Raw genomic sequence first — 22,672 nt, 5'->3', positions numbered from 1 at the left:
CGCACGTCTTCCGTTCAGGCGCCTACTGCGTGAAAGCCCCCGTCGGCATGTACGATTTCACCAGTGGTGGTGGGAAACCAGTCCGATAGCAACGCGACGCAGGTCCGTGCGACGCCACTGGCGTCAGCCGGATTCCAGCCCAGCGGCGCGCGCGCCCGCCATGCGGCAACGATGTCGTCGAATCGCGGTTCGCCGCGAGCGGCAACGGTGCGCAAAGGACCTGCCGCGATCAGATTGACGCGTATCCCGCGCGCGCCCAGGTCACGGGCCAGATAGCGCGCGCTCGACTCTAGTCCGGCCTTTGCCACACCCATCCAGTTGTAGCCGGACCAGGCCACCGAGGCATCGAAATCGAGCGCGACAATCGCACCGCCCCGATCCATCAACGGCAACACGGCCGAACTCAGCGCCTGGAGCGAATAAGCCGACACCTGCAGGGTTGTCGCGACATCGGCCCACGTCGCGGCCAGAAAATCGCCGCAGATGGCCGCGTGCGGCGCGTAGGCGATCGAATGCACGACACCGTCCAGCCGCGGTAAATGCGCACGCACACGCTCGGCCAGCGTGGCCAGTTGCTCGGGGTGAGTGACATCGAGTTCGACGACCGGCGGCGGTAGCGGCAGCCGTCTTGCCGCGTGCTCGACCATATGTAGCCGGCCGTGGCCGGTCAGCACGATCTGCGCGCCTTGTTCCTGGGCCAGCCTGGCAATGGCAAAGGCGATCGAAGCATGATCGATGACGCCCGTAATCAGCAGGTATTTGCCTTCGAGCAGGCCACTCATGGTCGTGCTCCAGACTTGTCTTCCGGCAGTGTGTCAGCACATCCGCGAGGTTCGGCACGCGCCAGCCTACCCAGCACAGTGAAGCGCTTGCCAGGCCATTCGCCGTCATCGATGCCGTGTACGACCCCCATATCCTCGGTCAGCAGCACGTGACCCGGATGCGCGCGCGGCGCGGTACTCAGTACCTCGATGATCCCTGGCGTGCCGGTAGTGGCCTCTTCCCAGGTATGCGGATCGCGGATGATGACGTCGGCAAAGTCCGGGCAATAGAATCCGTCGCCCGAAGCGGATTCGACATGGATGGTGCCGCCTTGCTCGACCATCCCATAGAAGTTGTGACAGCGGCGAAGGCCGGTTGCATCACGAAAGCGCTCGCGGAATTCCTGCGGCGACACCGACTTGTCGGCGAGTTTTTTCCATCCACCTGTGTGCAGCAGCAGGGCGTTGCTCAGATCGAGTGCCCGCGCTTGCGCCAATTCGTAGAGCTGTGTCCAGACCAAAGACGTAAAGCCGAAAATCAGGAAACTTGCGTGGCCGTGGCGTTGCAGGAAATGTTCGACCGCGCCGGCGTCGATGCGTTGTTCGCCGGTGAGCGCGAAGACGTGCTCCCGGCCGACGTTCATCACGCCCAGCACCGTCGCGCCGCGAATCGAGGAGCGCTCCTCGCGCACCGCCGAGGGCGAGTCGACAATCAGAAGCGGCAGACGGCGCGGCCCGGTCAGTTTTTCGAGTGTCGCCGTCAACATGAGACGCTGGTGTTCCGCGGCGTCCCGGTCCAGTGCGATCCGGCTGAAGCCTGTACCGGTGGTACCGGACGAAGTAAGCACGGCCACCTGTTCGCGCTCGGTGCTGATCAACGGATGCTCCTTGAACAGACGCACCGGCAACCAGGGCAGTTCTCCCAGTCGGGAGTAGCGCCGCTGCGCCGCGTGGCCAATTGCATCCAGCACGCGCGCATAGGCCGGACAGGCCCGACGATGATGGCCGATCAGTTCGGTCAGGCGCGCGAGAAGCACTGTCTGACGCGTCGGGTAGCTTAGGGGCGAACCATGTTCCATGGCGGGTTCCGGTCTGCTGCCTGCAGCGGGCTTAGTCCGGCGCGCCGAGATCGCGTAGCAGGTGCATGGCAGCGTCGAAGGTATCCATCTTCAACGCGCGCGCGGTATCGATCTCGACGTGAAACTCGTCTTCGATCGCGGAGATCAGCAGCACGGCGCCGAGCGAATCCCAACCCGGCGTCTCCTGATAACGCAACGCCGAATCGGGCAGCTTCGTATCCAGCTCCAGTACCGTATCGAATACCGACCGCAGTCTAATGTCGAGCGACATGAGGGCTTCTCCTTGGGTTGGCTGTTGTCGCGTTTCATCGGCTAACCGCCGGCAATCGCGGTCATGATCTGGACCGAATCGCCGGCCGAGAGCGGCCTTGAGAGGTCGTTGTGAACCACTTCACTGTTGATCGCTAGCCGCAGCGTGCGGCGCAACGCGCCGTCCGGCGCCATCAACAGTTGTTCCAGGTCGGGGTAGTCGGCGAATAGCGCGCGAAGGGCGGCAGCGAGGGTATCTTTCTCATAGCCGATCTGGCGCTGGTAACCAACGTGCCTGAGTAAAGATCCGGAAAACACGAACGTCATGGTCAGTTCCTTTCTCGTGCATTTTTGCGCGCGGCGTCATGCCTGGGCGAACACTTCGATCGCGTCACCGGCGAGTTCGCCCGACGCGGTCAGTAGTTGATGAACGAAATGCACCTCGGCACCGACGCGGTATGCGCCGGTCACGATCTGGCCGCGGTCGAATAGCATGTAGGGTCGACGCAAGCCGATACTGATCCGCTCGATCCGGTTGGCGAGACCCGCAACCAGCCCCGGGTGCTCCTGCAGAAGCTGGATCGCCATGGCCTCGCGGCTGTCGCCGATGTAATCGCACACGTGCTCGGAATACCATTGATCGGCCACTTCGCAGGCGTGGCGATAGACGATGAATTCGTGCCGGGATTCAGCGATGGCCTCTGCGTTCGCCGGTACGCGTGCTATACCGCGATTGAGCAGCACAGGCCGCTTGTCGATGTCGTCAGGACTGTCTAGCAACGTCGAGACCAATTCGGCGGGCACGCGCCCCGGCGCGGCCGCGAGCGTGTCCGGCGACTCGATGCGAACGCACACCTCTTGCAGGTAGATGCGGGCCAAGGGCGCGCCGTGATCGGCTGTCAGCAGCACGTCTACGTCCTGCAGGCTATGGAAGCGTTTTGGGTTCCAGGTTCTAACCCGGGTGATGACAGTGAGCGATTCGCAATCGTAGAACGTGGCCGGTTGCAGGTATTCGATCTCGAGGCCGATCGGCACGAAACCCGTAGCGTGATCGCGAATGAGCGTCCGATGGGAGACGGCATGCTCGACCAGCCACGCAGACCACCCCATGAAACCAAATGAAAACGCGACGCGCGGTTTGAGTTGCAAATGCGTGAACATACCGCTGCTGCAGGTCAGTGTGAAGCGCGTCTCGCGATCCGGCTTGACGTCGCGCACAGGTTGGGCGGCCTCGGTCTGGAGCGTCGTAGCAGAGGTCGGGGCGTCATGCGAGGCCGAATGTATCTGGTTGAGTCTCGCGTAGCCGGGGATCGTCAGGAAATCGGGGAAATCTTCCCGCAAGGCCACCTCCTCGAACAAGGCTTGTGCCTGCTCGATGCCGTGCGCTGAAAGACCTTCGGTCGATTCGGCGCGGTATTTGCCGATCTCGTCGAGAAGCAGAGCGCGCACCAGTTCGCGTGTCACGCGACGTCCGTCATGCAGACGCGTGCCATGGTGCAGCCACTGCCAGATCTGCGAGCGCGCGATCTCCACAGTCGCGACGCCTTCCATGAGGCCGAACAGTCTGACCGATCCGCTGCCGCGTAACCACGCATCCAGATAGCGGATCGAGACTGCAATGTTGGAACGCAAGCCGTATTCGGTGACGCGACCATCGATCCGGTTGGCGGCCGCGAGTTGCGAGGCCGTTATCCCGGCGCCGTCATGGGCACGGTCGATCTGATGCGCGCGACCGGCGAGGACGCGGTCGAATGCAGCGTGACAGACCGGAACCAGGTCTGGGTGAACGACCCAGGTGCCGTCAAAACCTTCGGCCGCTTCACGCTCCTTGTCGCGCCGCACCGCCTCGATCGCGCGAGCGCGCGCCTCGGGATCGTGCCGATCCGGGATCTGCGTGGCGACGCCACCCAAGGCATGCGTGCCGCGGCGATGGCAGGTTCGAAGCAGCAACTCTGTGTAGGCATGCATGAACGGCAAACCCATCGTCAATTCCGATCGATCGGGAAGAACGAAGTCAGGCCGGTGGCGGAACTCCCTTGCGATACTGAACAGATAATCCCAGCGCCCGGCCGTGAGTCCGGCAGCATGCGGACCCAGGGCGTGCAGTATCTCGTCCATCTCGCATGCAGCGTTGATATGCTCGATAATCACCGTGGCGCGGATGCTGCCGCGTGCAATCCCGATCCAATCCTGGGCAAACTCGAACACGTCGTTCCAGAGCTGCGCTTCGAGGTGGTTTTCCAGTTTGGGTAGGTAGAAATAGGGACCGCTACCGCGTTCGATTTGCTTGAGTGCGCAGTGGAAGAAGTACAGTCCAAAATCAACCAGACTGGCCGATGCCGCTTGTCCGTCGACAAGTAAGTGAGCTTCTGACAAATGCCAGCCGCGCGGCCGGACCACAATCGCCGTCGATCGATCCTCGAGCTGGTATTGCTTACCCGTCGCGTCCAGGTAGCCGATGTCACCGCAAACCGCGTCGCGCAGGTTGCGTTGACTCACCATGACGTTCCGGCAAGTGGGTGATAGCGCATCTTCCAGGTCTGCTACCCAGACCTGTGCATGAGCATTGAGCGCGTTGATGACAAGCTTGCGACTGTTTGCCGGGCCCGCGATTTCCACGCGCCTGTCGAGCAGATCGCTGGGGGGCGGCGGAACACGCCAATCGGGATCGTTGCGGGTACTTTGGGTATTGATGAGGAATTCAAAGCAACCACCGTGCTGCCGGTGATGAGCGCTCTGCTCGCGGGCCCTGAGGATCCGTTGCCGCGGTTGTGCGAATTCGCGATTCAACGCAGCGACAAAATTCGCAGCGTCGGCGCACAGGAGATCAGGGAACTGCGCCAACGCTTCACCTTCCATGGCACAGGTCGAGCGAGTTCTGGTGATCAAATCGAACTCCACACAGAGGTGTTGATGTGTTCGCGACCAGTTATTTTCTTTACGCGCCGCGTGCTTCGCCCAGGTCCCGCGCCCACGCGCTAATTTTAATAGCGCAAGGCATGGACAAACGGAATCCGGCGGGTGTCGCAGGCATCAGACACTAATCTGAATGTATTTATTAAATATGTTCGACTCACTCGCGCATCCAGAGCGTGAGTTCATGCTAGAAATACAATGCGTATAAGTCAATTGGATTTGTAAAATTAAAATATGCAGTAGCTTGCTGCGATGGGGAAATTTGGTTAATTATTATTTAAAAATATTTGATAAAACGATTCGATGCTAATTGCATTGAATAGCGGCGCCACGTTAATTTTCAAACACCCTCGGATCAAGACAATGGAGCTTGCGAGCGAACAGCCCGGCGCTTTGCGTGGCGGGATAAAAATTTCACGGGCGATGCGATCGTGACGCAATGACGGCGCCGACTACGGCGCTGCGACACCCGCACACGATTTGCATCGGCGCATCCTTTTATAGCCGGCGTTTAAAGAAAATGCGCCGGAATTTTCTGATCAGACGAATCCCGTCAGCCCGGCACCCGCCGGCAAGCCGTTGATGGGCGGGCTCCTGCCATTGTCGTGTCAAAAGCAACAGTGAATTCAGGAATGGAGGATTTATCCGCGCGTGAACCGCTTCTAGACTGTCCTCACTAGCTGCACCACGCGCCACATTGCGCGTACAGGTTAATTTCTGGAGGTGGTTTCATGAAGTCGCTCATCAAAGCTGTTGCTATTGCTGTTGTTCTTGGCGCCCCGATCGCGTCGTTCGCGCAATCGAATCAGCCCGCCCCACAAAACGCGCAGGGCGCGCAGGCCCAAGTTTCGGAACAGCAAGGCGCACGTCAGGCCGATACCAGCGGTTATGGTTCCGGCAGTCGTGGCACGTGGCAAGCCGGTCACGGCAATGAAACGACGATAAGCTCCTATTCGCCGCCTATCTATAACGCACGTTAAGGGTAAAACGAAATACGCGGATCATCGCGGCGCGGTTCGATTCACGCTGTTCGACTCATTCGATATCTGTGAATCGACGATAAGAGGCTGGTCATCGGAACATAGCCGATGGCCGGCCTTTTTTGTGCCCGTCGCGCGGTTATGGCGTGCGCAACAGGGTCATTTCGTTGCGCAACAAGGCCCGCAGATCCTCGTCGGTGGGCCGCGTACCCCAGTGCCGCGCGCCGGCCACCGATGCAATCGCGATCCACGAGTGAGGTGGAAACCATTCGCGAAGCACGGTGCCGTCCTGACGCAAACACAATTGGCCAGTCTGCTCGCTGTATTCGGCGGAAATGACCGTGCCGTCGATGTGTGCCGTTACACGCCGTGGATCGTTGCGTAGCAAATCGTCGCTCCTTGAAAAGGTGTGGCGCGAATGCCGGCCCGGACCGGCGGCGTCAGCGACGCCGCCACAACAGATGCTTTAGTGATCGCCGTGGCCGTGATCATCGCCATGGCCGTGCCAATCGCCGTGATCGCCACCGTGGTCGTGGCCGTGGTCGTGCCAGTCGCCGTGCGGACCGTCACGATAGCCGCGCGCGTCATGCCATTCGCGCTCGTGATGGTGCTCCTCCCAATCGTGTCGTTCCCAGTAGCGGCGGCCGTCGTAATAACGGTCGCCGTACCAGCCAGGGCTCACCACCACCACCGGCGGCGGGACCGCGTAGACAGGCGGCGGCGGGGCATAGACCGGCTCGGGCGCATAGACCACGCCCGGAATACCGATGTTCACGCCCACATCGACGTGCGCCAACGCGACAGAAGATGCGCCGATCCCCAGACCTGCAACGATCGCCATGGACAGCCAGCGGCTTCGTGAATTGTTCATGTTTTATTCTCGAGTTTTACGATTGAGTGTGGGGTGCGCCGCGTGCACAGCGCTTAATAATGGTCGTGATCGTGGTAGTAGTGCTCGTGATAGCCGCCTTCGGGAACGACGATGCAACCGCCCAACGCGCTCCCGAGGGTGAGGGCCAGCAGAACCAGCGCGAAAATTCGTTTCATGACGGTGCGCTCCCTTTTATGCTTGATCGAACTCTACTGAGCGGCTGGATTACCGGTGTGTTCGTGTGTAACAGGACGTGTCGGTTTCTTCGCATGTCGGCCACCTTCGCAAGACCGTGTGGGGATAGGGTGCTGCGCTACGAATAGCCGTTGCGCAGGCAACATGCCGGCGGGCAACCCGTTGAGCGCGCTATGAAAAGTGTCGTGTCTTCGCGCATCCGCTGTGCTCAGGCAGATCGATGCGCACGCGTATGAACAATGGAAATACGCGTGACGTGGCTGATCCCGGTGCGTATGGCGCACGGATACATTCAGTTGCAGACTTGGGATGCACGCATGGCGTCATGCGTCGCGGACGGCAATTTCTACGGGATCGCGGGGGCATTGCCGATGCGTTACCGCCTCATGCGCCTGATGGGAATTGTTAGGTGTAGCATCAGCTTTTCTTAAGGTTTGACCCGTAGCATCCCGCGTCATTGCGCTTTCAATGTGTGTATCTTCGGCGCAAATAGGCACGCTCCATTCAACGGCTTCACTGCGACTAACACACTCTCATGACTATGCGATCAGATCAGGCTCATTTTTTACGCGCCGCATCAGGCTATGACGGCGTCGCCAAATTTCTTCATTGGCTAGTGGTCTTGTTGATCGCGGCGCAATTCGTGATCGGTTGGACCATGCCGGATATTCATAAGGGTACGCGACCCGACGGCCTGATCGCATGGCACCTCGGCGTGGGGGCAACATTGATTGCCGCGGTGGTGGTGAGAATCGTCTGGCGTCTCACGCATGCGCCGGCCCCCGCATCGCTGTCGCCTTTGCTCCGTGTCGTTTCGCACATCACGCACGGTCTCCTTTATCTCGCGCTGGTGGCTGTGCCCTTGCTGGGATGGGCCAATGCCTCCTCGCGCGGATGGTCCGTCAAGCTGCTCGGCGTGCTGCCGTTCCCGAGCATCTCGCCGGTAGGCTCGACGGTGGGGCATGAAATGGGCGACATTCATGGCTATCTCGCCTGGGTGTTGTTCGCGTTGATCGCACTGCATATCGCAGGGGCGTTGTTTCATCGCTTCGTGCTCAAGGATCAGACGTTGCAACGGATGCTGCCGTGACCCGTTAGTTTGCGTTGGCCGTCTGTTACTTCCCGTCTGTTTTCCGCTTATCCCCTGATCCCCTTGTTGGCCCGCATGCCCGCTGCCTTTCGTCGGCGGCCAGCGGGCTCACCGATATCCTCCCCCGACGCCTGGATCCTGGCGATTTCGACGTCATGGCATCCGCGCGCGATCGTCACGCCCGAATGCGTGATAAGCACATAAAAAACAAGTCTTTTACGCGCGCCGCTAACACTGGTTAGATCGAAGGACCGACTGCCTGTCAGTCATTCAAGTCCAATCGCATCTCTTGCCGGTCAGCCATGAGCACAATTACCGAAGCATTCAACCCGGATACCGCAGCACGGTCATCGGCGGGGCGGCGGTCCGCGCGGCGAACCTCCGCGGGGCATTTCGACGTGCTGCTTTCCGCGCCTCTCCCCCCGGCACGGCCCGCGCCCTTGCTCTCATCGCGGCGTGATGGGCGCTCGCTCGACACGGGCGTTCGTGACGCGATTCACGCTGCGTTCACCGCCAACGCTTGCCTGAAAAGCTGGCCAGCGCATGCAATCGACGCGTTATGCGACGCCGGTCAATTGCGCACCTGGACCAACGGCGAGCTGATCTTCGCGCGCGATGAACCGTGCGACGACATCCAGGTCGTCCTCTCCGGCGCGATCGAAATGAGCTGGACCAACTCGGCCGGCGCACGCGCGGTAGCGGTGTACATGTGGCCGAACGAGGTCATCAACTTCATTCCGGTGATGGACCGGCGTGGCTCGATGCACGATCAGCGCGCGCACGGCTCGACGACGCTGTTCCACATTCCCGGCAGCGCCTTACTCGAACTCTTCGCCCGCGAGCCCGCGCTGCTGCGCAACGTGCTCGATCTGATCTGCCTGCGCAGCCGCGCGCTGCATGGCCGGATGAGCAAGACGGCGCTGGCCGGATTCCGTGCGCGCGTGGCGGACCAGTTGCTTGGTCTTGCCGAATGGCACGGCAAGGAAACGGAGCGGGGCGTGGAGCTGACGATCAAGCTGTCGCAGGAGGATCTCGCCGCATTATTGGCCGCGTCCCGGCAAAGCATCAATAAGGAACTGCGCTGGCTCGTGCAGCAGGGCATCGTGGACGTGCGCTATAGCCGGATTACCGTGCTCGATATGGAGGCGCTGCGGGATGTGAGCGACGCCGCGTGAGAAAACTCATAACGATATAAAAAGCCCTTCTATCAAGTGTCCAAAGCGCGATAGATTCGTGGCACCCACTCTGCCAATAATGACTCACCGATTCAGCCGACAGAGCCTATCAAGTGCCGATTCATCTCCATACCGCCGACTCAGCCGCCCGCCGCGAACCACCCTCCGCGGGGTTCCGGGCGTTGTCGTGTCGCCGCTCCTGTCCGGCGTGTTCAACGCGCCGCAATGTGCCCGCGTGTTGATTCAACCGAGCCGCCTCTGAGCTGATCCGCGCTCAGAAGGTTCGAACCAGCGCCACCTCCAGATAAAGATTTTCGCCCCGCGTGCCTCGTGGCGCGCTGACCTGTCTCGTCCTCAAACTTAGGAGTTGCATCGCATGTCGAATCTCAGTCTCGCGACGTCCAACGCATTGGACATTCATCCCGTCACCGGCCGCATCGGCGCGGAAATTCGCGGCGTCCGCCTGTCGGGCCAGCTCGAACCGGCAACCGTCGAAGCGATTCGCGCTGCGCTGGTGCGCCACAAGGTGATCTTTTTCCGGGGCCAGACGCACCTGCAGGATGCCGATCAGGAAGCTTTCGCCAAGCTGCTCGGTGAACCGGTCTCGCATCCCACGGTACCGGTGGTGGACGGCACCGACTATCTGCTCGAACTCGATTCGCATCGCGGCGGCCGCGCAAATTCGTGGCATACGGACGTGACGTTCGTCGATGCGTATCCGCAAGCGTCGATCCTGCGTGGCGTGACGATTCCGGAGGTGGGTGGCGATACCGTCTGGGCCAACACCGCCACCGCCTACGACGATTTGCCGCCGCCGCTCAAAGCGCTCGCGGAGCAGTTGTGGGCCGTGCACAGCAATGAATACGACTACGCGAACTACGCCAATGTCGGCGAGCGCGGGCGGGATGCCGAAGCGCTCAAACGCTATCGCGACGTGTTCGTGTCGACCCGCTACGAGACCGAGCATCCGGTGGTGCGCGTCCATCCGGAATCCGGCGAAAAGACCCTGATTCTCGGTCATTTCGTGAAGAGCTTCGTCGGGCTCACGCCGAGTGCGTCGGCGCATTTGCTGGAACTGCTGCAAGCCTACGTGACGCGCCTCGAGAACATCGTGCGCTGGCGCTGGCAGGCAGGCGACGTGGCGATCTGGGACAACCGCGCGACCCAGCACTATGCCGTCAACGACTATGGCGATGCCCACCGGGTGGTGCGTCGCGTGACCCTGAAGGGCGACGTGCCGGTGAGCGTCGACGGCCGCCGCAGCTTGACGCGCAGCGTCGAACCGAAACCGGCTGTGAAGGCAGCCTAAACACGCGGGCCACGCGGGCCACGCGGGCCACGCGGGCCACGCGGGCCGCTCACGCCGCTTGCCTGATGCAGCCCGCGTACGTGCTCCATTCATCTTCACGAACTTCAGGAGAACCCATGAACCGCTCGATCAATTGGGCCAGGCCGTTGTTGCTAATCGCGCTGGCATGGCTGTTCGCGGCCCCTGGTTTTGCCGCTGCGCAGACGGTAATCCGCATCGCCGTGCCGGATATCAGCGCGGGGCCGAAGCCGGCGGGCGGCGGCGTGGTCGACGTGATCTACGTCAACAAGCTGCTGGACCAGGCGTTCGCGAAGGAGAACGTGGAAGTGCGCTGGACCTTCTTCAAGGGCGCAGGCCCGGCGATCAACGAAGCGCTCGCCAACCATCAGGTCGATCTGGCTTTTCTCGGTGATCTGGCCGGCGTGATCGGCCGGGCGAACGGACTCGATACGCGTCTGATCGCGGCGCTTGGCCGCGACATCAACGGCTTTCTCGCAGTCGTGCCGGGGCAGGGCGTCACCGATCTGAATGCATTGAAAGGCAAGCAAGTCGCCGTGTTTCGCGGCACCGCGCTGCAACTGTCGTTCGACAGCGTGCTGCGTGCGCAAGGACTGAACGAGCGCGATTTCCGCGTGGTCAATCTCGATCCGAACGCGGCGGCCGCGGCGCTGGCTGCGCGCCGCATCGACGCGCTATGGGGTTCGTCCGGCGTGTTCGTGCTGCGTGACAAGGGTCTTGCCGAGGTACCGGTCAGCACCCAGGGAAAGCAGGGCGTCGGCACGCTGAAGGCGGGGCTGGTGGCGTCATCGGACTTTCTCAAGGCGCATCCGGAACTGGCGACGCGCGTCGTGCGCACCGTCGTGCAAGCGTCGCAATGGCTTTCCGATAAACACAACCTCGACGCTTATATCGCACTGGAACAGAACCAGGCGAATGTGCCGGCCACGGTATGGCGCAATGAACTTGCGTCGAGCGATCCGTCGGTGACGTTTTCGCCGCTGCTGGACACCTATTTCGTCGACGCCTTCAAGCGCGATGTGGATACCGCGAAGCAACAGGGACTGATTCGCCGTCCGTTCGACGTCGATCAGTGGGTCGACCGCACGTATCTGACTCAGGCGCTGCGTGAGCTCAACCTCACGAATCATTGGCAGGCGTACCGCGCTTTCGGTCAGGCCGACAAGTCGATTTGATCACGGGCTGAATGCGCCTTGCGCTCCAAGAAAAACACCTCGATGAAAAACAATAAAACCCACCGAAACCTGACCTTGATGGCAGCGGCCTTGCTGCCGGTAACGGCCGCCTGGGCACAGGACGTCAGTCATGCGCCGGGCGTGCAGGAGCATGCCAAAGCGGCTGCGCCGGAAGCCGCATCGGCCGCCAAAGCGGGCACGGAAGCCGCACCGGCGGCGTTGAAGGAAGTGGTCGTGACCGCGCGCCGCCGCAAGGAAAACGTGCAGAAAGTGCCGGCGCCGATTTCGACCGTGAGCGGCGACGAACTCGAAGCGCAGCGCAACTATCGCGTGCAGGATTTGCAGAACACCTTGCCGAGCACGAACGTCGCGTACATCCATGCGCGGCAGTCGAGCATCTCCGTGCGGGGCATCGGCAACAATCCGGCAAACGACGGCCTCGAAGGCAGCGTCGGCGTCTATCTCGACAACGTGTATCTGGGCCGCCCCGGCATGGCGGTGTTCGACGCGCTCGACATCAGCCAGATTGAATTGCTGCGCGGGCCGCAAGGCACGTTGTTCGGCAAGAACAGCACGGCCGGCATCCTGAACATTACGACCAAACGGCCGACGTTCACGACGGAAGCATCGATCGAACAATCGATCGGCCAACGGGGCTATGCGCAAACCAGGGCGGTGCTGTCCGGCCCAATTACCGACACGCTGGCAGGCCGCCTGCTGCTCTACCGCACTCACGACGACGGCGATATCAAGAACCTGTACACCGGCTCGCAACTGAACGGCGGCACGCGTGAAGGCGGACGCGGCGAATTGCTGTTCAAGCCGACCGGCGATCTGAACGTGCGGGTGATTGCCGATTACAACACCGAGGATTCGAGCTACGGCACGCAAGTGCTGTACGGGCTCGGCCCCACGGTCAACGGTGTGAATCAGTTTCTCGGGCGGGCGGCGTCGATCGGCGCATCGCCCGTGACGAATCCTTCGCTCTACCAGGTCAATCTCGATTCGCGTCAGCACGTGAGCGTGCATCAGGGCGGATTGTCGGTCGAGGTGAACGACACGCTGCCGAGCGGTTTTACGCTGACGTCCATTACTGCCGGCCGCTTCTGGCATTTCGACCCGGCCAACGACGACTATCTGAACAAGCCGGCAATCGTCAATACCGGCGTATCGGTCAACGATCATCAGTTCTCGCAGGAATTCCGGGTGGCGTCGCCCACCGGCGGTCCGATCGATTATGTGGCGGGCGCGTATTACTTCTATCAGCAGTTGAACAACAACACCTTCGCGTACTACGGTCCGGACGCGGACGCGGTGATTCTCGGCCGCGATATCCGCGCGCTCGACAACACCACCTCGACGGCGCCCGCGCACATGACGACCAACAGCTTCGCGCTGTTCGCACAGGGCACGTGGCACATCGATTCGCGTGCCGACCTGACCGCGGGCGTGCGCGGCACGTATGAAGAGAAGTCCGCCGACGTCAACCGCAGTGCGCCAATCGGCGGCGCAAGCGTGGGACCGGCCGCGCAGGCCGTGCGCAACAGCGTGATCGGCGCCTATGCGTCGGGCGATCTGCATCTGTCGAATGTGAGCCCCTCGGCGCTCCTGAACTTCGGCTACAAGCTCGCGCCCGACGTGCTCGCCTATGCGACGCTGTCCCACGGCGAAAAATCGGGCGGCGTGAACATGGCGGTGTCGTCCGCACCCACACAAGGCGCGAATTCACTGATCGTCGGGCCGGAGCGCGCCAATAACGCAGAACTCGGCATCAAGAGCGAATTTCTCGAACATCGCCTGATGCTCAATGCCAATCTGTTCTGGACGCAGATCAGCGGCTATCAGGCAACCAGTCTCGTCGGCACGCCCACCGGCGTGATCTCCGTGCTCTCGAATGCCGCCGACGTGCGCAGCCGCGGCGCCGAAATCGATCTGCGGGCGATGCCGATCCGCAACCTCACATTGGGTCTCAACGCCTCGTATATCGATGCGACGTACACGTCGTATGAGAACGCGCCGTGCCCGTCGGAAGTGGCGATCCCAAATCCGAAAGCAACGTGCAGCCTGACCGGCCGGCCGGTAGCCGGCGCGCCACGCTGGATCCTGAACCTGAGCGCGCAGTACCAGTTCCGTCTCGCGCACGACATCGACGAATACTTCGCCGCCGCTTACTCGCTGCGCTCGAATCAGTACGGCACGCTCGACGACTCGCAGTACGGCAAGCTGCCCGGCTACGGAATCGTCAACGTCGCGACCGGCTGGCGGCTCGCCACGGGACGCCATCAATGGGACCTGTCGATCTGGGCGCGCAACCTGTTCGACAAGCGCTATTACCTGGCCTCGTTCGCGACCTTCAACGGCGCGTACTCGGCCTCGGTGGGCGACTCGCGAATGTTCGGCGCGACGCTGCGCTACGACTACTGAGCAGCCCGGCTGCCGCTCTTCACGGACCACGACTTTGAGACCGACTCTATCCACTTCGAATCAGCCATCGACGCGATTGTCGTGGTGGCCGTCAGCCCCGCCGCGCTCAACGGCTGAACGCCACGCGCGCGGTCCACGCGGCGCCGGTGCGGTGAGTTGGCGCGGTCTGTCAGGATGGACGCTGCCGGTGCTGCTGTACACGCTATGGTGGTTCGCCTCGCATCATCAGTGGATGTCGCCGCAAATCCTGCCGACGCCCGAACTGGTCTGGCAAACCGCCGCCGACCTGCTTGGCGACAACCTCGCGGCGAATCTGCTCATCAGCTTGAAGCGGCTCGCATTCGGTCTCGCCGCAGGCGTGCTGGGCGGCACGCTGCTCGGTGCCGCGATGGGCGCGAGCCGCACCGTCGATGCTGTGATCGCGCCGAGTTTCTACGCGCTGGCGCAAATTCCGACGCTCGCGTGGCTGCCGCTGCTGATGGTGGTGCTAGGGATCGGCGAGTCGCTGAAAGTGGTGTTGATCTTCAAGGCCGTGCTGGTGCCGGTGGCGATTCATACGCAACTCGGCGTGCGCTCGGTGCCGCCGCGCCTGCGCGAGATGGCGGCGGTGTTGCGTTTGCCGCGCGGGCAGACGGTGCGTTTATTGATCGTGCCGGCGGCGCTGCCGCCATTTCTGACCGGGCTGCGTCTCGGGCTGGCGCAGGGCTGGCTCACGCTGATCGCGGTCGAACTGCTCGCGTCGTCTGAAGGGATCGGCTACCTGATGGTCTGGGGCCGGCAGATGTTCCAGCTCGACATCGTGTTCGTGTGCATAGCCGTGATCGGCGTGATCGGGTTCACGATGGACTACGGGATTCATGCATTGGATCGGCGTGTGGTCCGCTGGCCGCGCGCGGCGTTGGCCGAGCACGCCGCGCATGCACGGCGAGGTTGGCTCGCGTACGGCTACGGCGCAGTGCTGCCGCTGCTGGCGGTACTCGTGTGGAGCGTGGCCGCGCGCGAACATTGGATCGATGCCCGCATTCTGCCGGCGCCACGGGTTGTGCTGACCAGCACATGGCACGACGTGGCAAGCGGCGCCTTGCCGATCCCGCTATGGCATACCTTGCTGCGCTCGATCGAAGGGCTCGCGCTCGGCACGGCGGCCGGCGTTCTATCGGGTCTCGCGCTCGGCCTCACCGCCGCGCTGCGGCGTACCGTCGGCCCGACGCTGGCCGCGCTGCGCCAGGTCGCGATTTTCGCGTGGATTCCGCTGCTCACTGCCTGGGCCGGTATCGACGATCTCGCCAAGGTGATCTTCGTCGCGCTTGCCGCCTTCTTCCCGATGGTGGTGGCGACTGCTCGCGCTGTCGACAATCTCTCGCCGCAACTGGCCGAAGTGGCGCACACGCTGCGGCTAGATTTCGTGCAGCGGCTGCGCTGGCTGATTCTGCCGGCGATCGTGCCGGGTGTGTTCGCCGGACTGCGGCTGGCGCTCGTTTATGCGTGGCTCGGCGCGATCGGCGCGGAGTATTTCATGCCCTCGGGCGTGGGTATCGGCAACTTCATGCTCGATGCGCAGCAGCTGTTCCGCATGGACCGGTTGTTGAGCGCGGCGGTGGTGGTCGGTGCGCTCGGCGCGCTGTTCGGCTGGCTGGGCGGACGGCTCGAAGCGGCGGCGGCACGCTGGCGCGGGCCGCGTTAGAAGCGGATTTGCCGTGATCTGACGGCGGCGTGATGGTGGCGTGATGGTGGCGTGATAGTGACGTTTACCGCGCCTCAAGAACGAATTGAATTCTGTGACTGAACCCTTCATCAAGGAACACCATGTCTTCTGATCCGGCAGCGCGCACACCAACCAGGCGCCCCAACTTTCTCGTGATCGTCGCCGACGATCTGGGTTTTTCCGACCTCGGCGCATTCGGCGGCGAGATCGCGACGCCCAATCTCGATGCGCTTGCGCACGCAGGCGTGCGCTTCACCGACTTCCACACGGCATCGGCCTGCTCGCCGACCCGTTCGATGCTGCTTACCGGCACCGATCACCACATCGCCGGGATCGGCACGATGGCCGAGGCGCTCTCGCCGGAACTCGAGGGCAAGCCGGGTTATGAAGGCTATCTGAACGACCGCGTGGTGGCGTTGCCCGAGCTGCTGCGCGACGCGGGCTACTTTACGACGATGGCCGGCAAATGGCATCTGGGCTTGACGCTTGAGCGCGCACCGTCGGCACGCGGCTTCGAGCGTTCGTTCGCCTTGCTGCCGGGCGCGGCGAATCACTATGGCTTCGAACCGGTCGCGATCGATGCGGAGCAACCCCGTCTGCTTCGCTCGACGCGCTCGTTGTATGTCGAAGACGACCGCTTCGTCGACGAACTGCCGGAAGACTTCTACTCCTCCGACTCGTTCACGGACAAGCTGCTGCAATACCTCGGCGAACGTCCCGACGACGGCCGTCCTTTTTTCGCCTATCTGCCGTTTTCCGCGCCGCACTGGCCGTTGCAGGCGCCGGCCGAAACCGTTGAGCATTATCGCGGCCGTTATGCGGCGGGCCCCGACGCGCTGCGCGAAGAACGTCTTGCGAGACAGCGCGCGCTCGGCCTGCTCGGCGAAAACGTGCAAGCGCATCCGGTGGTGGCGCGCAACGCTGAATGGGATCAGCTTACCGGCGACGAACGGGACTTCTCGGCACGCACCATGGAAGTCTATGCGGGGATGGTCGAGCGTCTGGACTGGAACGTGGGCCGTGTGATCGAGTATCTGAAAGCGACTGGCGAACTCGCCAATACTTTCGTGCTGTTCCTCTCGGACAACGGCGCGGAGGGCGCGTTGCTCGAAGCACTGCCGGTGTTCGGCCCGAACCTGCAGCAGTTCATCGGCGACCACTACGACAACAGCCTGCCCAATGTCGGGCGCGGCAACTCGTATGTGTGGTACGGACCGCGCTGGGCTCAGGCGGCGACCGCGCCGTCGCGGCTCTACAAGGCGTTCACGACCGAAGGCGGGATTCGCGTGGTCGCGTTCGCGCGTTACCCGGCACTCGCGCGCCAGGGCGAGATCGGCGACGCGTTTTCGACGGTGATGGACGTGGTGCCCACCGTGCTCGAACTCGCGGGCGTGAAGCATCCGGGCCACACATACAAAGGCCGTACAGTCGCGCAGCCGAAGGGCGCCTCGCTGCTCGCGTATCTGAATCGTGCTTCAGACACCGTGCATGACGCGCATCGCGTAACAGGCTGGGAATTGTTCGGCATGCGCGCGGTGCGGCAGGGCGACTGGAAAGCAGTGTTCATCCCGCAACCGGTCGGGCCGGGCGCATGGCAGCTCTACGATCTCGGGCAGGACCCAGGCGAGACTCACGATCGCGCGGCTGACGAACCGGAAAAACTCGCCGCGTTGCTCGACCACTGGCAGGCGTACGTCGTGGAAAACGGCGTGCAGGACGTCTCGCGCGTGTTCGCGTGAGCGCCTGACGATGACGGCGCGCTTACCGCTACCGCTTAGGAGGATGCTGACGTGAGCACATCAACGTTGTACGAACCCGCTTTTGCGGCGCCGTTCGCCGGCGGGCAGGGTGGCGCACGGCGCCGTCATGCGCGGACCGGCACGGCGGTGTCGGTGGCACTGCACGGTGCGCTGTTTGCCGCGCTGTATCTGGTCTGGTCGCATGCACCGGAGCCGCCGCCACGCACGCGGACCATCGCGTTGACGCTGACGCGGCCTGAGGCGCCGCAGCCGTTGGTGGCGCCGCAACCTGCACAACCGGTGACGCCGCCAACGCAACTCAAACCGCCACCCCAGGTGAGACCCGCGGTGCCCCAGCCGCAGCACGCGAGCCCGGTGACGCGCGCCGCACCGGTCACGAAGCCGGCCACGCACGCAGTGCCCACAGCGTCCGCAGCAACGGCAGTTTCTGACTCGCCGAGCGTCGCACAACCCGTTGCCGCACCTTCGGCGCCGCTTGCCGCCGCAGAAACCCCGGCGCCGTCGAAGCCGCGCGTGATCGACACGAACGGCATCCCAAGCGACTACGCCGCGAGCGTGTTCGAGCGCATCAACCGCTATGCCGCCGACAGCTACCCACGCGCCGCGCGCCTGCGTCACGAGGAAGGCCGCATCGCGTACACGTTGACGCTCGACGCGCAAGGACATGTCGTGCATCTGGACATCACGTCCTCGGGTAACGAACTGCTCGACGACGCCGCCCGTGAAGCGATCAAATCCGCTGCCCCGTTTCCGAAGCCGCCGGATCTCGGCGCGAGCGCCTATCGCCTCGCCGGCGCGATCGTCTATCAACTAACCGAATGACCCGCATCACTTTCACCTTCTGACGCATTCTGGAGAATGGCCATGAACCCTGCCAATGTTGCTGCTCATCTTTCGCCGCTGCAGCTGTTCGCGCAAGCGGATCTGATTGTCAAGTCCATCATGGTGCTGCTCGCGCTGGCATCGGTGGCGAGCTGGGGCGTGATCGTCGACAAGCTGTTTCGCTTTCGCGCGCTGCAGCGGCGTGCCGCGCGCTGGCTCGAACTACTGCAGACGCAGCGCTCGCTTGCGCAACTCGCGACGGCGCTTGGCGAATTCGCCGACGATCCGTTCGCACGCGTCTACCGTGCCGTGGTCGGCGAGTGGCGCGAAACCTGGCGGCAGGGCTTGCAGCACAGCGAGTCGGGCCGCGAGAGCCTCAAGGAGCGCGTCGCGCGGGTCGCGCTGATTACGCGCGGCGTCGAAATCGAGCAATTGCAGCGCGGTTTGCCGGTGCTCGCGACGGTGGGTTCGGTCGCGCCGTTCGTTGGTCTCTTCGGCACGGTGTGGGGGATCATCAACGCGTTTCAGGGGATTGCCGCGAGCAATAACACCAGTCTTGCGGTGGTCGCGCCGGGCATTGCGGAAGCACTGTTTGCCACCGCGCTCGGGCTGGTCGCCGCGATTCCGGCCGTGGTGGCGTACAACCGCGCGTCGGGCGATCTGAACGCTTACGCGAACCGGCTCGATACACTGACGGGCCTCGTCGAGGTGCAGTTGTCGAGGCAACTGGAGGCGGGGGATTTTGTGGTGGATGCCGAGCCTGTATCTCACGAGCATGCGGTTCACGAGCATGTGGTTCACGAAAAGCATGCGCGCCCTGAATTGCATGCCGCCGTTCGCACCGTCACGGGAGGCGCTTGAGATGGCCGCCCGGATTCCAGCCGCACAAGCCGGACGCATCGCCGCGCCGGTCAGCGAGATCAACGTGACGCCGCTCGTCGACGTGATGCTCGTACTCCTGATCGTTTTCATGGTGGCCGCGCCGCTCATGGCGCAGGGCGTGAAAGTCGATCTGCCTGCCGCGAGAGCCAAACCGCTCAGCGAAGACAAGCCGCCTGTCGCGATCAGTCTGAAGCGCGACGGTTCGGTATATGTCGATAAAACTCAGGTGAGCGGCGCACAACTCGTCGGCACGCTGACACGGGAAACCTCGGGCGATCATGAGCGGCGCGTCGAGATTCGAGGTGATAAGGGGCTGCCGTACGGCAACGTGTTGCAGACGATGGGCGAGATCAACGAAGCGGGCTTCACGAAGATCGCTTTGGTATCCGAACCTGCTGGCGGGCAATGAGGTGGGCAAGGGGATGAGTAGCGGCTTGGTCCATGAAAACGCTTCGCGAGGGTCTGTGATGAGTCATCCGCAACCGGCTGTTTCGTTCCGGCGCGTCGGCCGGACTTTCGATGTCAATGGCCGTGCTTATGAAGCGATTCGCGATTTTTCGCTCGATATCGCCGAGGGCGAATTTGTGGCGATCGTCGGTGCGAGCGGGTGTGGCAAGTCGACCTTGCTACGGCTGCTGGTGGGTCTCGATGCGGGTTTCGACGGTGAAATTCTCGTCGACGGTGCGCCTGTGCGCGGCATCGGCGCGGAACGCGGGATCGTGTTTCAGGAGCATCGGCTCTTTCCCTGGCTTTCGGTGACACGCAACGTCGCGCTCGGTCTTGCCGCACAGCATGTGCCCGAGGAGGAGGCACAATCGCGCGTCGCGGAGGCGGTCCGGCTGGTCGGCCTGCAAGGCTTCGAGGACGCGCTGCCGCATCAACTGTCGGGCGGCATGGCGCAGCGCGTGGCCATTGCGCGCGGTCTTGTGGCCAGTCCCCGCATCCTCACACTCGACGAACCGTTCGGCGCGCTCGACGCGCTGACGCGTCACCAGATGCAGGACGAACTCTTGCGGATTCGCGAACGCGAGCGCATCACGACGGTGCTGGTGACGCATGACGTCGACGAGGCGGTGTTTCTCGCCGATCGGGTGGTGGTGATGAAAGCCCGGCCGGGCACGATCGCGAGCGTCGTGGAGATCGCACTGCCGCGTCCGCGCAGCCGTGCGAGCTACGATTTTCATGTGTATCGCGAGACGATCACCGAGGCGCTACTCGGCGAAGAGGCGGGGCACGCCAGGTTGCACGCGCCGGTTCGGGAGATCGAGTTGGGGAGTTTTGCGTGGTGAGTATGTTTAGCTCAACCCTTCGATCGCTGTCTGCTCCGGCGCCGTCGCTTCACGGTAGCCGAGCCGCGTCGAGATCGCGAGCCCCGACTGCTTGAGTAGCGCAATGTAGTGCGATTTCGTGTCGGCGCCACAGCGCATCGTCGGAAACGAAATCGACAGGCCGGCGATCACGCGGCCGAAGCGGTCGAACACCGGCACCGCGAGACACCGCAGGCCGTCTTCCTGTTCCTCGTTGTCCTCGCCGTAGCCTTGTTCGCGCACGCGCGGCAGGATGCTGAGCACGGCGTCGGCGGAGGCGAGCGTCTTTTGCGTCGACTTGCGAAATTCCACGTGCGAGAGGACTTTGCGCGCCTCGGCCGGCGCCATCCACGCGAGCAGCACCTTGCCGATTGCCGTGCTGTGCAGTGGATTGCGGCGGCCGATTCGCGATTGCATGCGCAGCCCGTAGTCGGCGTCGATCTTGTGGATGTAGATGATGGCGTCTTCGTCGAACGCGCCGAGGTGGACCGCCTCGCGCGTGGCCTGGCCGATGCGGCGCATCTCGACGTCGGCTTCGCGCACCAGGTCGACGCTTTCCAGTGCTTTCGCACCGAGTTCGAACAGGCGGATGGTCAACCGGTAGCGCTCGGTTTCGATTTCCTGCGTGACGTAGCCGAGCGCTTTCAGCGTCTGGATCACGCGGTGCACGGTGGTCTTCGACAGACCGAGCCGCTGCGACAGTTCGCTGATGCCGATCTCGCCGCTGTCGCCGATCGCGCCGAGAATCGCGAAGACCCTGCCGATCGAGGAGACCGATTCGCCTTTCTCATTGGCCGTGCCGCCCGTGCTGTCCGCTTCTTGCCCGTGCGCGTCGTCGTCCCTGCGCTGCTTGCCCATTGCTGCCATTTCCGTCATTCCCTGTTGATGCCGAACCGATCAAAACGCGATCAAAACGCGATCAAAACGCGATCACAACGCGATCACAACGCGCACTCGGCCCGAACTCAGCCGATGCCAGCCGCCTCCCGGCGCCGAGAGCATACCGCGCTCGGCGAGTCGCGTGACTTTGCTGCTGTCACGCTAGCGCGCGAGCCAGCCGCCGTCTACTGCAAGCGTATGGCCATGCACGTAGTCCGACGCGGAAGAGGCGAGGAATACGACCGGTCCCGCGAGGTCCTCCGGCGTGCCCCAGCGGCCTGCCGGAATGCGGCTGAGAATTTCTTCGTTGCGCTGCGTGTCGCCGCGCAGCGCTGCCGTGTTCGCGGTCGCCATGTAGCCGGGCGCGATCGCGTTCACGTTGATGCCGTGCCCGGCCCACTCGTTCGCGAGCAGCCGCGTGAGACCGAGCACGCCGCTTTTCGACGCCGTATAAGACGCCACGCGTAGGCCGCCCTGGAACGACAGCATCGACGCGACGTTGATGATCTTGCCGCCGCTTTGCTGCTTCACGAACTGCCGCGCTACGGCTTGCGAAAGAAAGAAAAGGCTCTTCAGGTTGACGTCCATGACGGCGTCCCAATCGTCTTCGCTGAAGTCGAATGCGTCTTCGCGGCGGATGATCCCCGCGTTGTTCACGAGCACGTCGACGCGGCCGAATGCTTCGACTGCGGCGCGCACGATGTCGTCGACTGGGGCGATCGAGGCGAGGTCGGCGCGCACATCCGCGAAGCGCCGGCCAGCCGCTTTGACGTACATGGGCGTCGCGCCGGCGTCAGCGCGGCTCACGCCGACGATATCGCAGCCCGCCGTGGCGAGCGCGCTAGCCATGCCGGCGCCGAGACCCGTGTTGCTGCCGGTGACGATGGCGACCTTGCCGGTCAGATCGAAGGTGTTCACTGTGCGCAGGTCCCTATGGTGCCTTTAGTGCCGGTCTGTTCCGGACTGTAGCGCAGAATTTTCAATTTGGAACGTCGGTCCGAAAATATTGCAATGCCGCATCAGGTGTAGCAAGGTTTGCTAGTTTGTCTCGGGTAAACGATGATCCGGAATGCTA

General features: G+C 62.9%; 22 protein-coding genes. 12 read left to right on the top strand and 10 right to left on the bottom strand.

Translation table 11 applies throughout. The features are described from left to right. Positions 1–14 precede the first annotated feature (14 nt). Genes fabI through aceB form a run of 5 tightly spaced genes read right to left on the bottom strand, consistent with a single transcriptional unit; the run spans position 15 to position 4,948 of the window. The gene (gene fabI / locus KHO23_RS32570) at positions 15–782 is read right to left on the bottom strand and encodes an enoyl-ACP reductase FabI (RefSeq protein ID WP_211616883.1); all 768 of its coding nucleotides are present in this window, start codon (positions 780–782) and stop codon (positions 15–17) included. Further along, positions 779–1,840 (bottom strand): LuxE/PaaK family acyltransferase, encoded by a 1,062-nt coding sequence (locus KHO23_RS32565; protein ID WP_211616881.1) that lies wholly within the window; start codon positions 1,838–1,840, stop codon positions 779–781. The genes fabI and KHO23_RS32565 overlap by 4 nt, the downstream gene beginning before the upstream one ends. Positions 1,841–1,871: 31 nt before the next feature. Next, the gene (locus KHO23_RS32560; protein WP_211616879.1) at positions 1,872–2,111 is read right to left on the bottom strand and encodes an acyl carrier protein; all 240 of its coding nucleotides are present in this window, start codon (positions 2,109–2,111) and stop codon (positions 1,872–1,874) included. A 41-nt stretch (positions 2,112–2,152) separates the two neighbouring features. Continuing rightward, positions 2,153–2,416, bottom strand: coding sequence for a MoaD/ThiS family protein (locus KHO23_RS32555; RefSeq protein WP_211616877.1), 264 nt, complete (start codon positions 2,414–2,416; stop codon positions 2,153–2,155). Between the two features lie 36 nt (positions 2,417–2,452). Continuing rightward, positions 2,453–4,948 carry a malate synthase A gene (gene aceB / locus KHO23_RS32550; protein ID WP_236067080.1) on the bottom strand — a complete coding sequence of 832 codons (2,496 nt, stop codon included), beginning with the start codon at positions 4,946–4,948 and terminating at the stop codon, positions 2,453–2,455. Positions 4,949–5,736: 788 nt separating this feature from the next. Between aceB and KHO23_RS32545 the strand changes: the two genes are divergently transcribed. Further along, positions 5,737–5,985: a hypothetical protein gene (locus KHO23_RS32545; RefSeq protein ID WP_211616873.1), complete on the top strand. Its 249-nt coding sequence runs from the start codon at positions 5,737–5,739 to the stop codon at positions 5,983–5,985. Positions 5,986–6,124: 139 nt separating this feature from the next. Here KHO23_RS32545 and KHO23_RS32540 read toward each other — a convergent pair whose 3' ends face one another. The 3 genes from KHO23_RS32540 to KHO23_RS35510 all read right to left on the bottom strand — a co-directional run bounded on the left by KHO23_RS32540 (position 6,125) and on the right by KHO23_RS35510 (position 7,032). Beyond that, a complete protein-coding gene (locus KHO23_RS32540) occupies positions 6,125–6,373 on the bottom strand; it encodes a hypothetical protein (protein ID WP_211616871.1) in 249 nt (82 codons plus the stop codon). A gap of 78 nt (positions 6,374–6,451) precedes the next feature. Continuing rightward, complete coding sequence (locus KHO23_RS32535) at positions 6,452–6,856, bottom strand: hypothetical protein (protein ID WP_211616869.1); 405 nt, start codon at positions 6,854–6,856, stop codon at positions 6,452–6,454. A 53-nt stretch (positions 6,857–6,909) separates the two neighbouring features. Further along, positions 6,910–7,032, bottom strand: coding sequence for a hypothetical protein (locus KHO23_RS35510; protein ID WP_268963969.1), 123 nt, complete (start codon positions 7,030–7,032; stop codon positions 6,910–6,912). A 554-nt stretch (positions 7,033–7,586) separates the two neighbouring features. On the opposite strand from KHO23_RS35510, the gene KHO23_RS32530 reads away from it, so the two are divergent. The 11 genes from KHO23_RS32530 (at position 7,587) to KHO23_RS32480 (ending at position 20,700) form a co-directional block, all read left to right on the top strand. Beyond that, positions 7,587–8,141 (top strand): cytochrome b, encoded by a 555-nt coding sequence (locus KHO23_RS32530; protein WP_236067079.1) that lies wholly within the window; start codon positions 7,587–7,589, stop codon positions 8,139–8,141. Between the two features lie 302 nt (positions 8,142–8,443). Continuing rightward, complete coding sequence (locus tag KHO23_RS32525) at positions 8,444–9,316, top strand: Crp/Fnr family transcriptional regulator (RefSeq protein ID WP_211616867.1); 873 nt, start codon at positions 8,444–8,446, stop codon at positions 9,314–9,316. 376 nt (positions 9,317–9,692) lie between these two features. Next, on the top strand, positions 9,693–10,625 hold the full coding sequence (locus tag KHO23_RS32520) for a TauD/TfdA dioxygenase family protein (protein WP_211616865.1): 933 nt from the start codon (positions 9,693–9,695) through the stop codon (positions 10,623–10,625). Positions 10,626–10,741: 116 nt separating this feature from the next. Then, positions 10,742–11,818: an ABC transporter substrate-binding protein gene (locus KHO23_RS32515; RefSeq protein ID WP_211616864.1), complete on the top strand. Its 1,077-nt coding sequence runs from the start codon at positions 10,742–10,744 to the stop codon at positions 11,816–11,818. 42 nt (positions 11,819–11,860) lie between these two features. Beyond that, positions 11,861–14,242 (top strand): TonB-dependent receptor, encoded by a 2,382-nt coding sequence (locus KHO23_RS32510; protein WP_211616862.1) that lies wholly within the window; start codon positions 11,861–11,863, stop codon positions 14,240–14,242. Between the two features lie 151 nt (positions 14,243–14,393). Beyond that, the gene (locus KHO23_RS32505) at positions 14,394–15,926 is read left to right on the top strand and encodes an ABC transporter permease (RefSeq protein WP_211616860.1); all 1,533 of its coding nucleotides are present in this window, start codon (positions 14,394–14,396) and stop codon (positions 15,924–15,926) included. Positions 15,927–16,048: 122 nt separating this feature from the next. Beyond that, a complete protein-coding gene (locus tag KHO23_RS32500; RefSeq protein WP_211616858.1) occupies positions 16,049–17,686 on the top strand; it encodes an arylsulfatase in 1,638 nt (545 codons plus the stop codon). A gap of 51 nt (positions 17,687–17,737) precedes the next feature. Next, positions 17,738–18,529 carry an energy transducer TonB gene (locus KHO23_RS32495; protein WP_211616856.1) on the top strand — a complete coding sequence of 264 codons (792 nt, stop codon included), beginning with the start codon at positions 17,738–17,740 and terminating at the stop codon, positions 18,527–18,529. A gap of 42 nt (positions 18,530–18,571) precedes the next feature. Next, positions 18,572–19,390 (top strand): MotA/TolQ/ExbB proton channel family protein, encoded by an 819-nt coding sequence (locus KHO23_RS32490; RefSeq protein ID WP_211616854.1) that lies wholly within the window; start codon positions 18,572–18,574, stop codon positions 19,388–19,390. Further along, positions 19,338–19,820, top strand: coding sequence for a protein TolR (gene tolR, locus KHO23_RS32485; protein ID WP_236067078.1), 483 nt, complete (start codon positions 19,338–19,340; stop codon positions 19,818–19,820). Before KHO23_RS32490 ends, tolR begins: the two co-directional genes overlap by 53 nt. A 58-nt stretch (positions 19,821–19,878) precedes the next feature. Next, a complete protein-coding gene (locus KHO23_RS32480; RefSeq protein ID WP_211616850.1) occupies positions 19,879–20,700 on the top strand; it encodes an ABC transporter ATP-binding protein in 822 nt (273 codons plus the stop codon). A gap of 6 nt (positions 20,701–20,706) precedes the next feature. Here KHO23_RS32480 and kdgR read toward each other — a convergent pair whose 3' ends face one another. Both kdgR and kduD read right to left on the bottom strand, forming a co-directional pair. Further along, on the bottom strand, positions 20,707–21,585 hold the full coding sequence (gene kdgR, locus KHO23_RS32475; protein WP_211616848.1) for a DNA-binding transcriptional regulator KdgR: 879 nt from the start codon (positions 21,583–21,585) through the stop codon (positions 20,707–20,709). 174 nt (positions 21,586–21,759) lie between these two features. After that, positions 21,760–22,515: a 2-dehydro-3-deoxy-D-gluconate 5-dehydrogenase KduD gene (kduD, locus tag KHO23_RS32470; protein ID WP_211616846.1), complete on the bottom strand. Its 756-nt coding sequence runs from the start codon at positions 22,513–22,515 to the stop codon at positions 21,760–21,762. Positions 22,516–22,672: the final 157 nt, after the last annotated feature.

Origin of the sequence: Paraburkholderia haematera, from assembly GCF_905220975.1 — a bacterium.
GTDB lineage: Bacteria > Pseudomonadota > Gammaproteobacteria > Burkholderiales > Burkholderiaceae > Paraburkholderia > Paraburkholderia haematera.
This window is presented reverse-complemented; position numbering and strand designations above follow the sequence as displayed.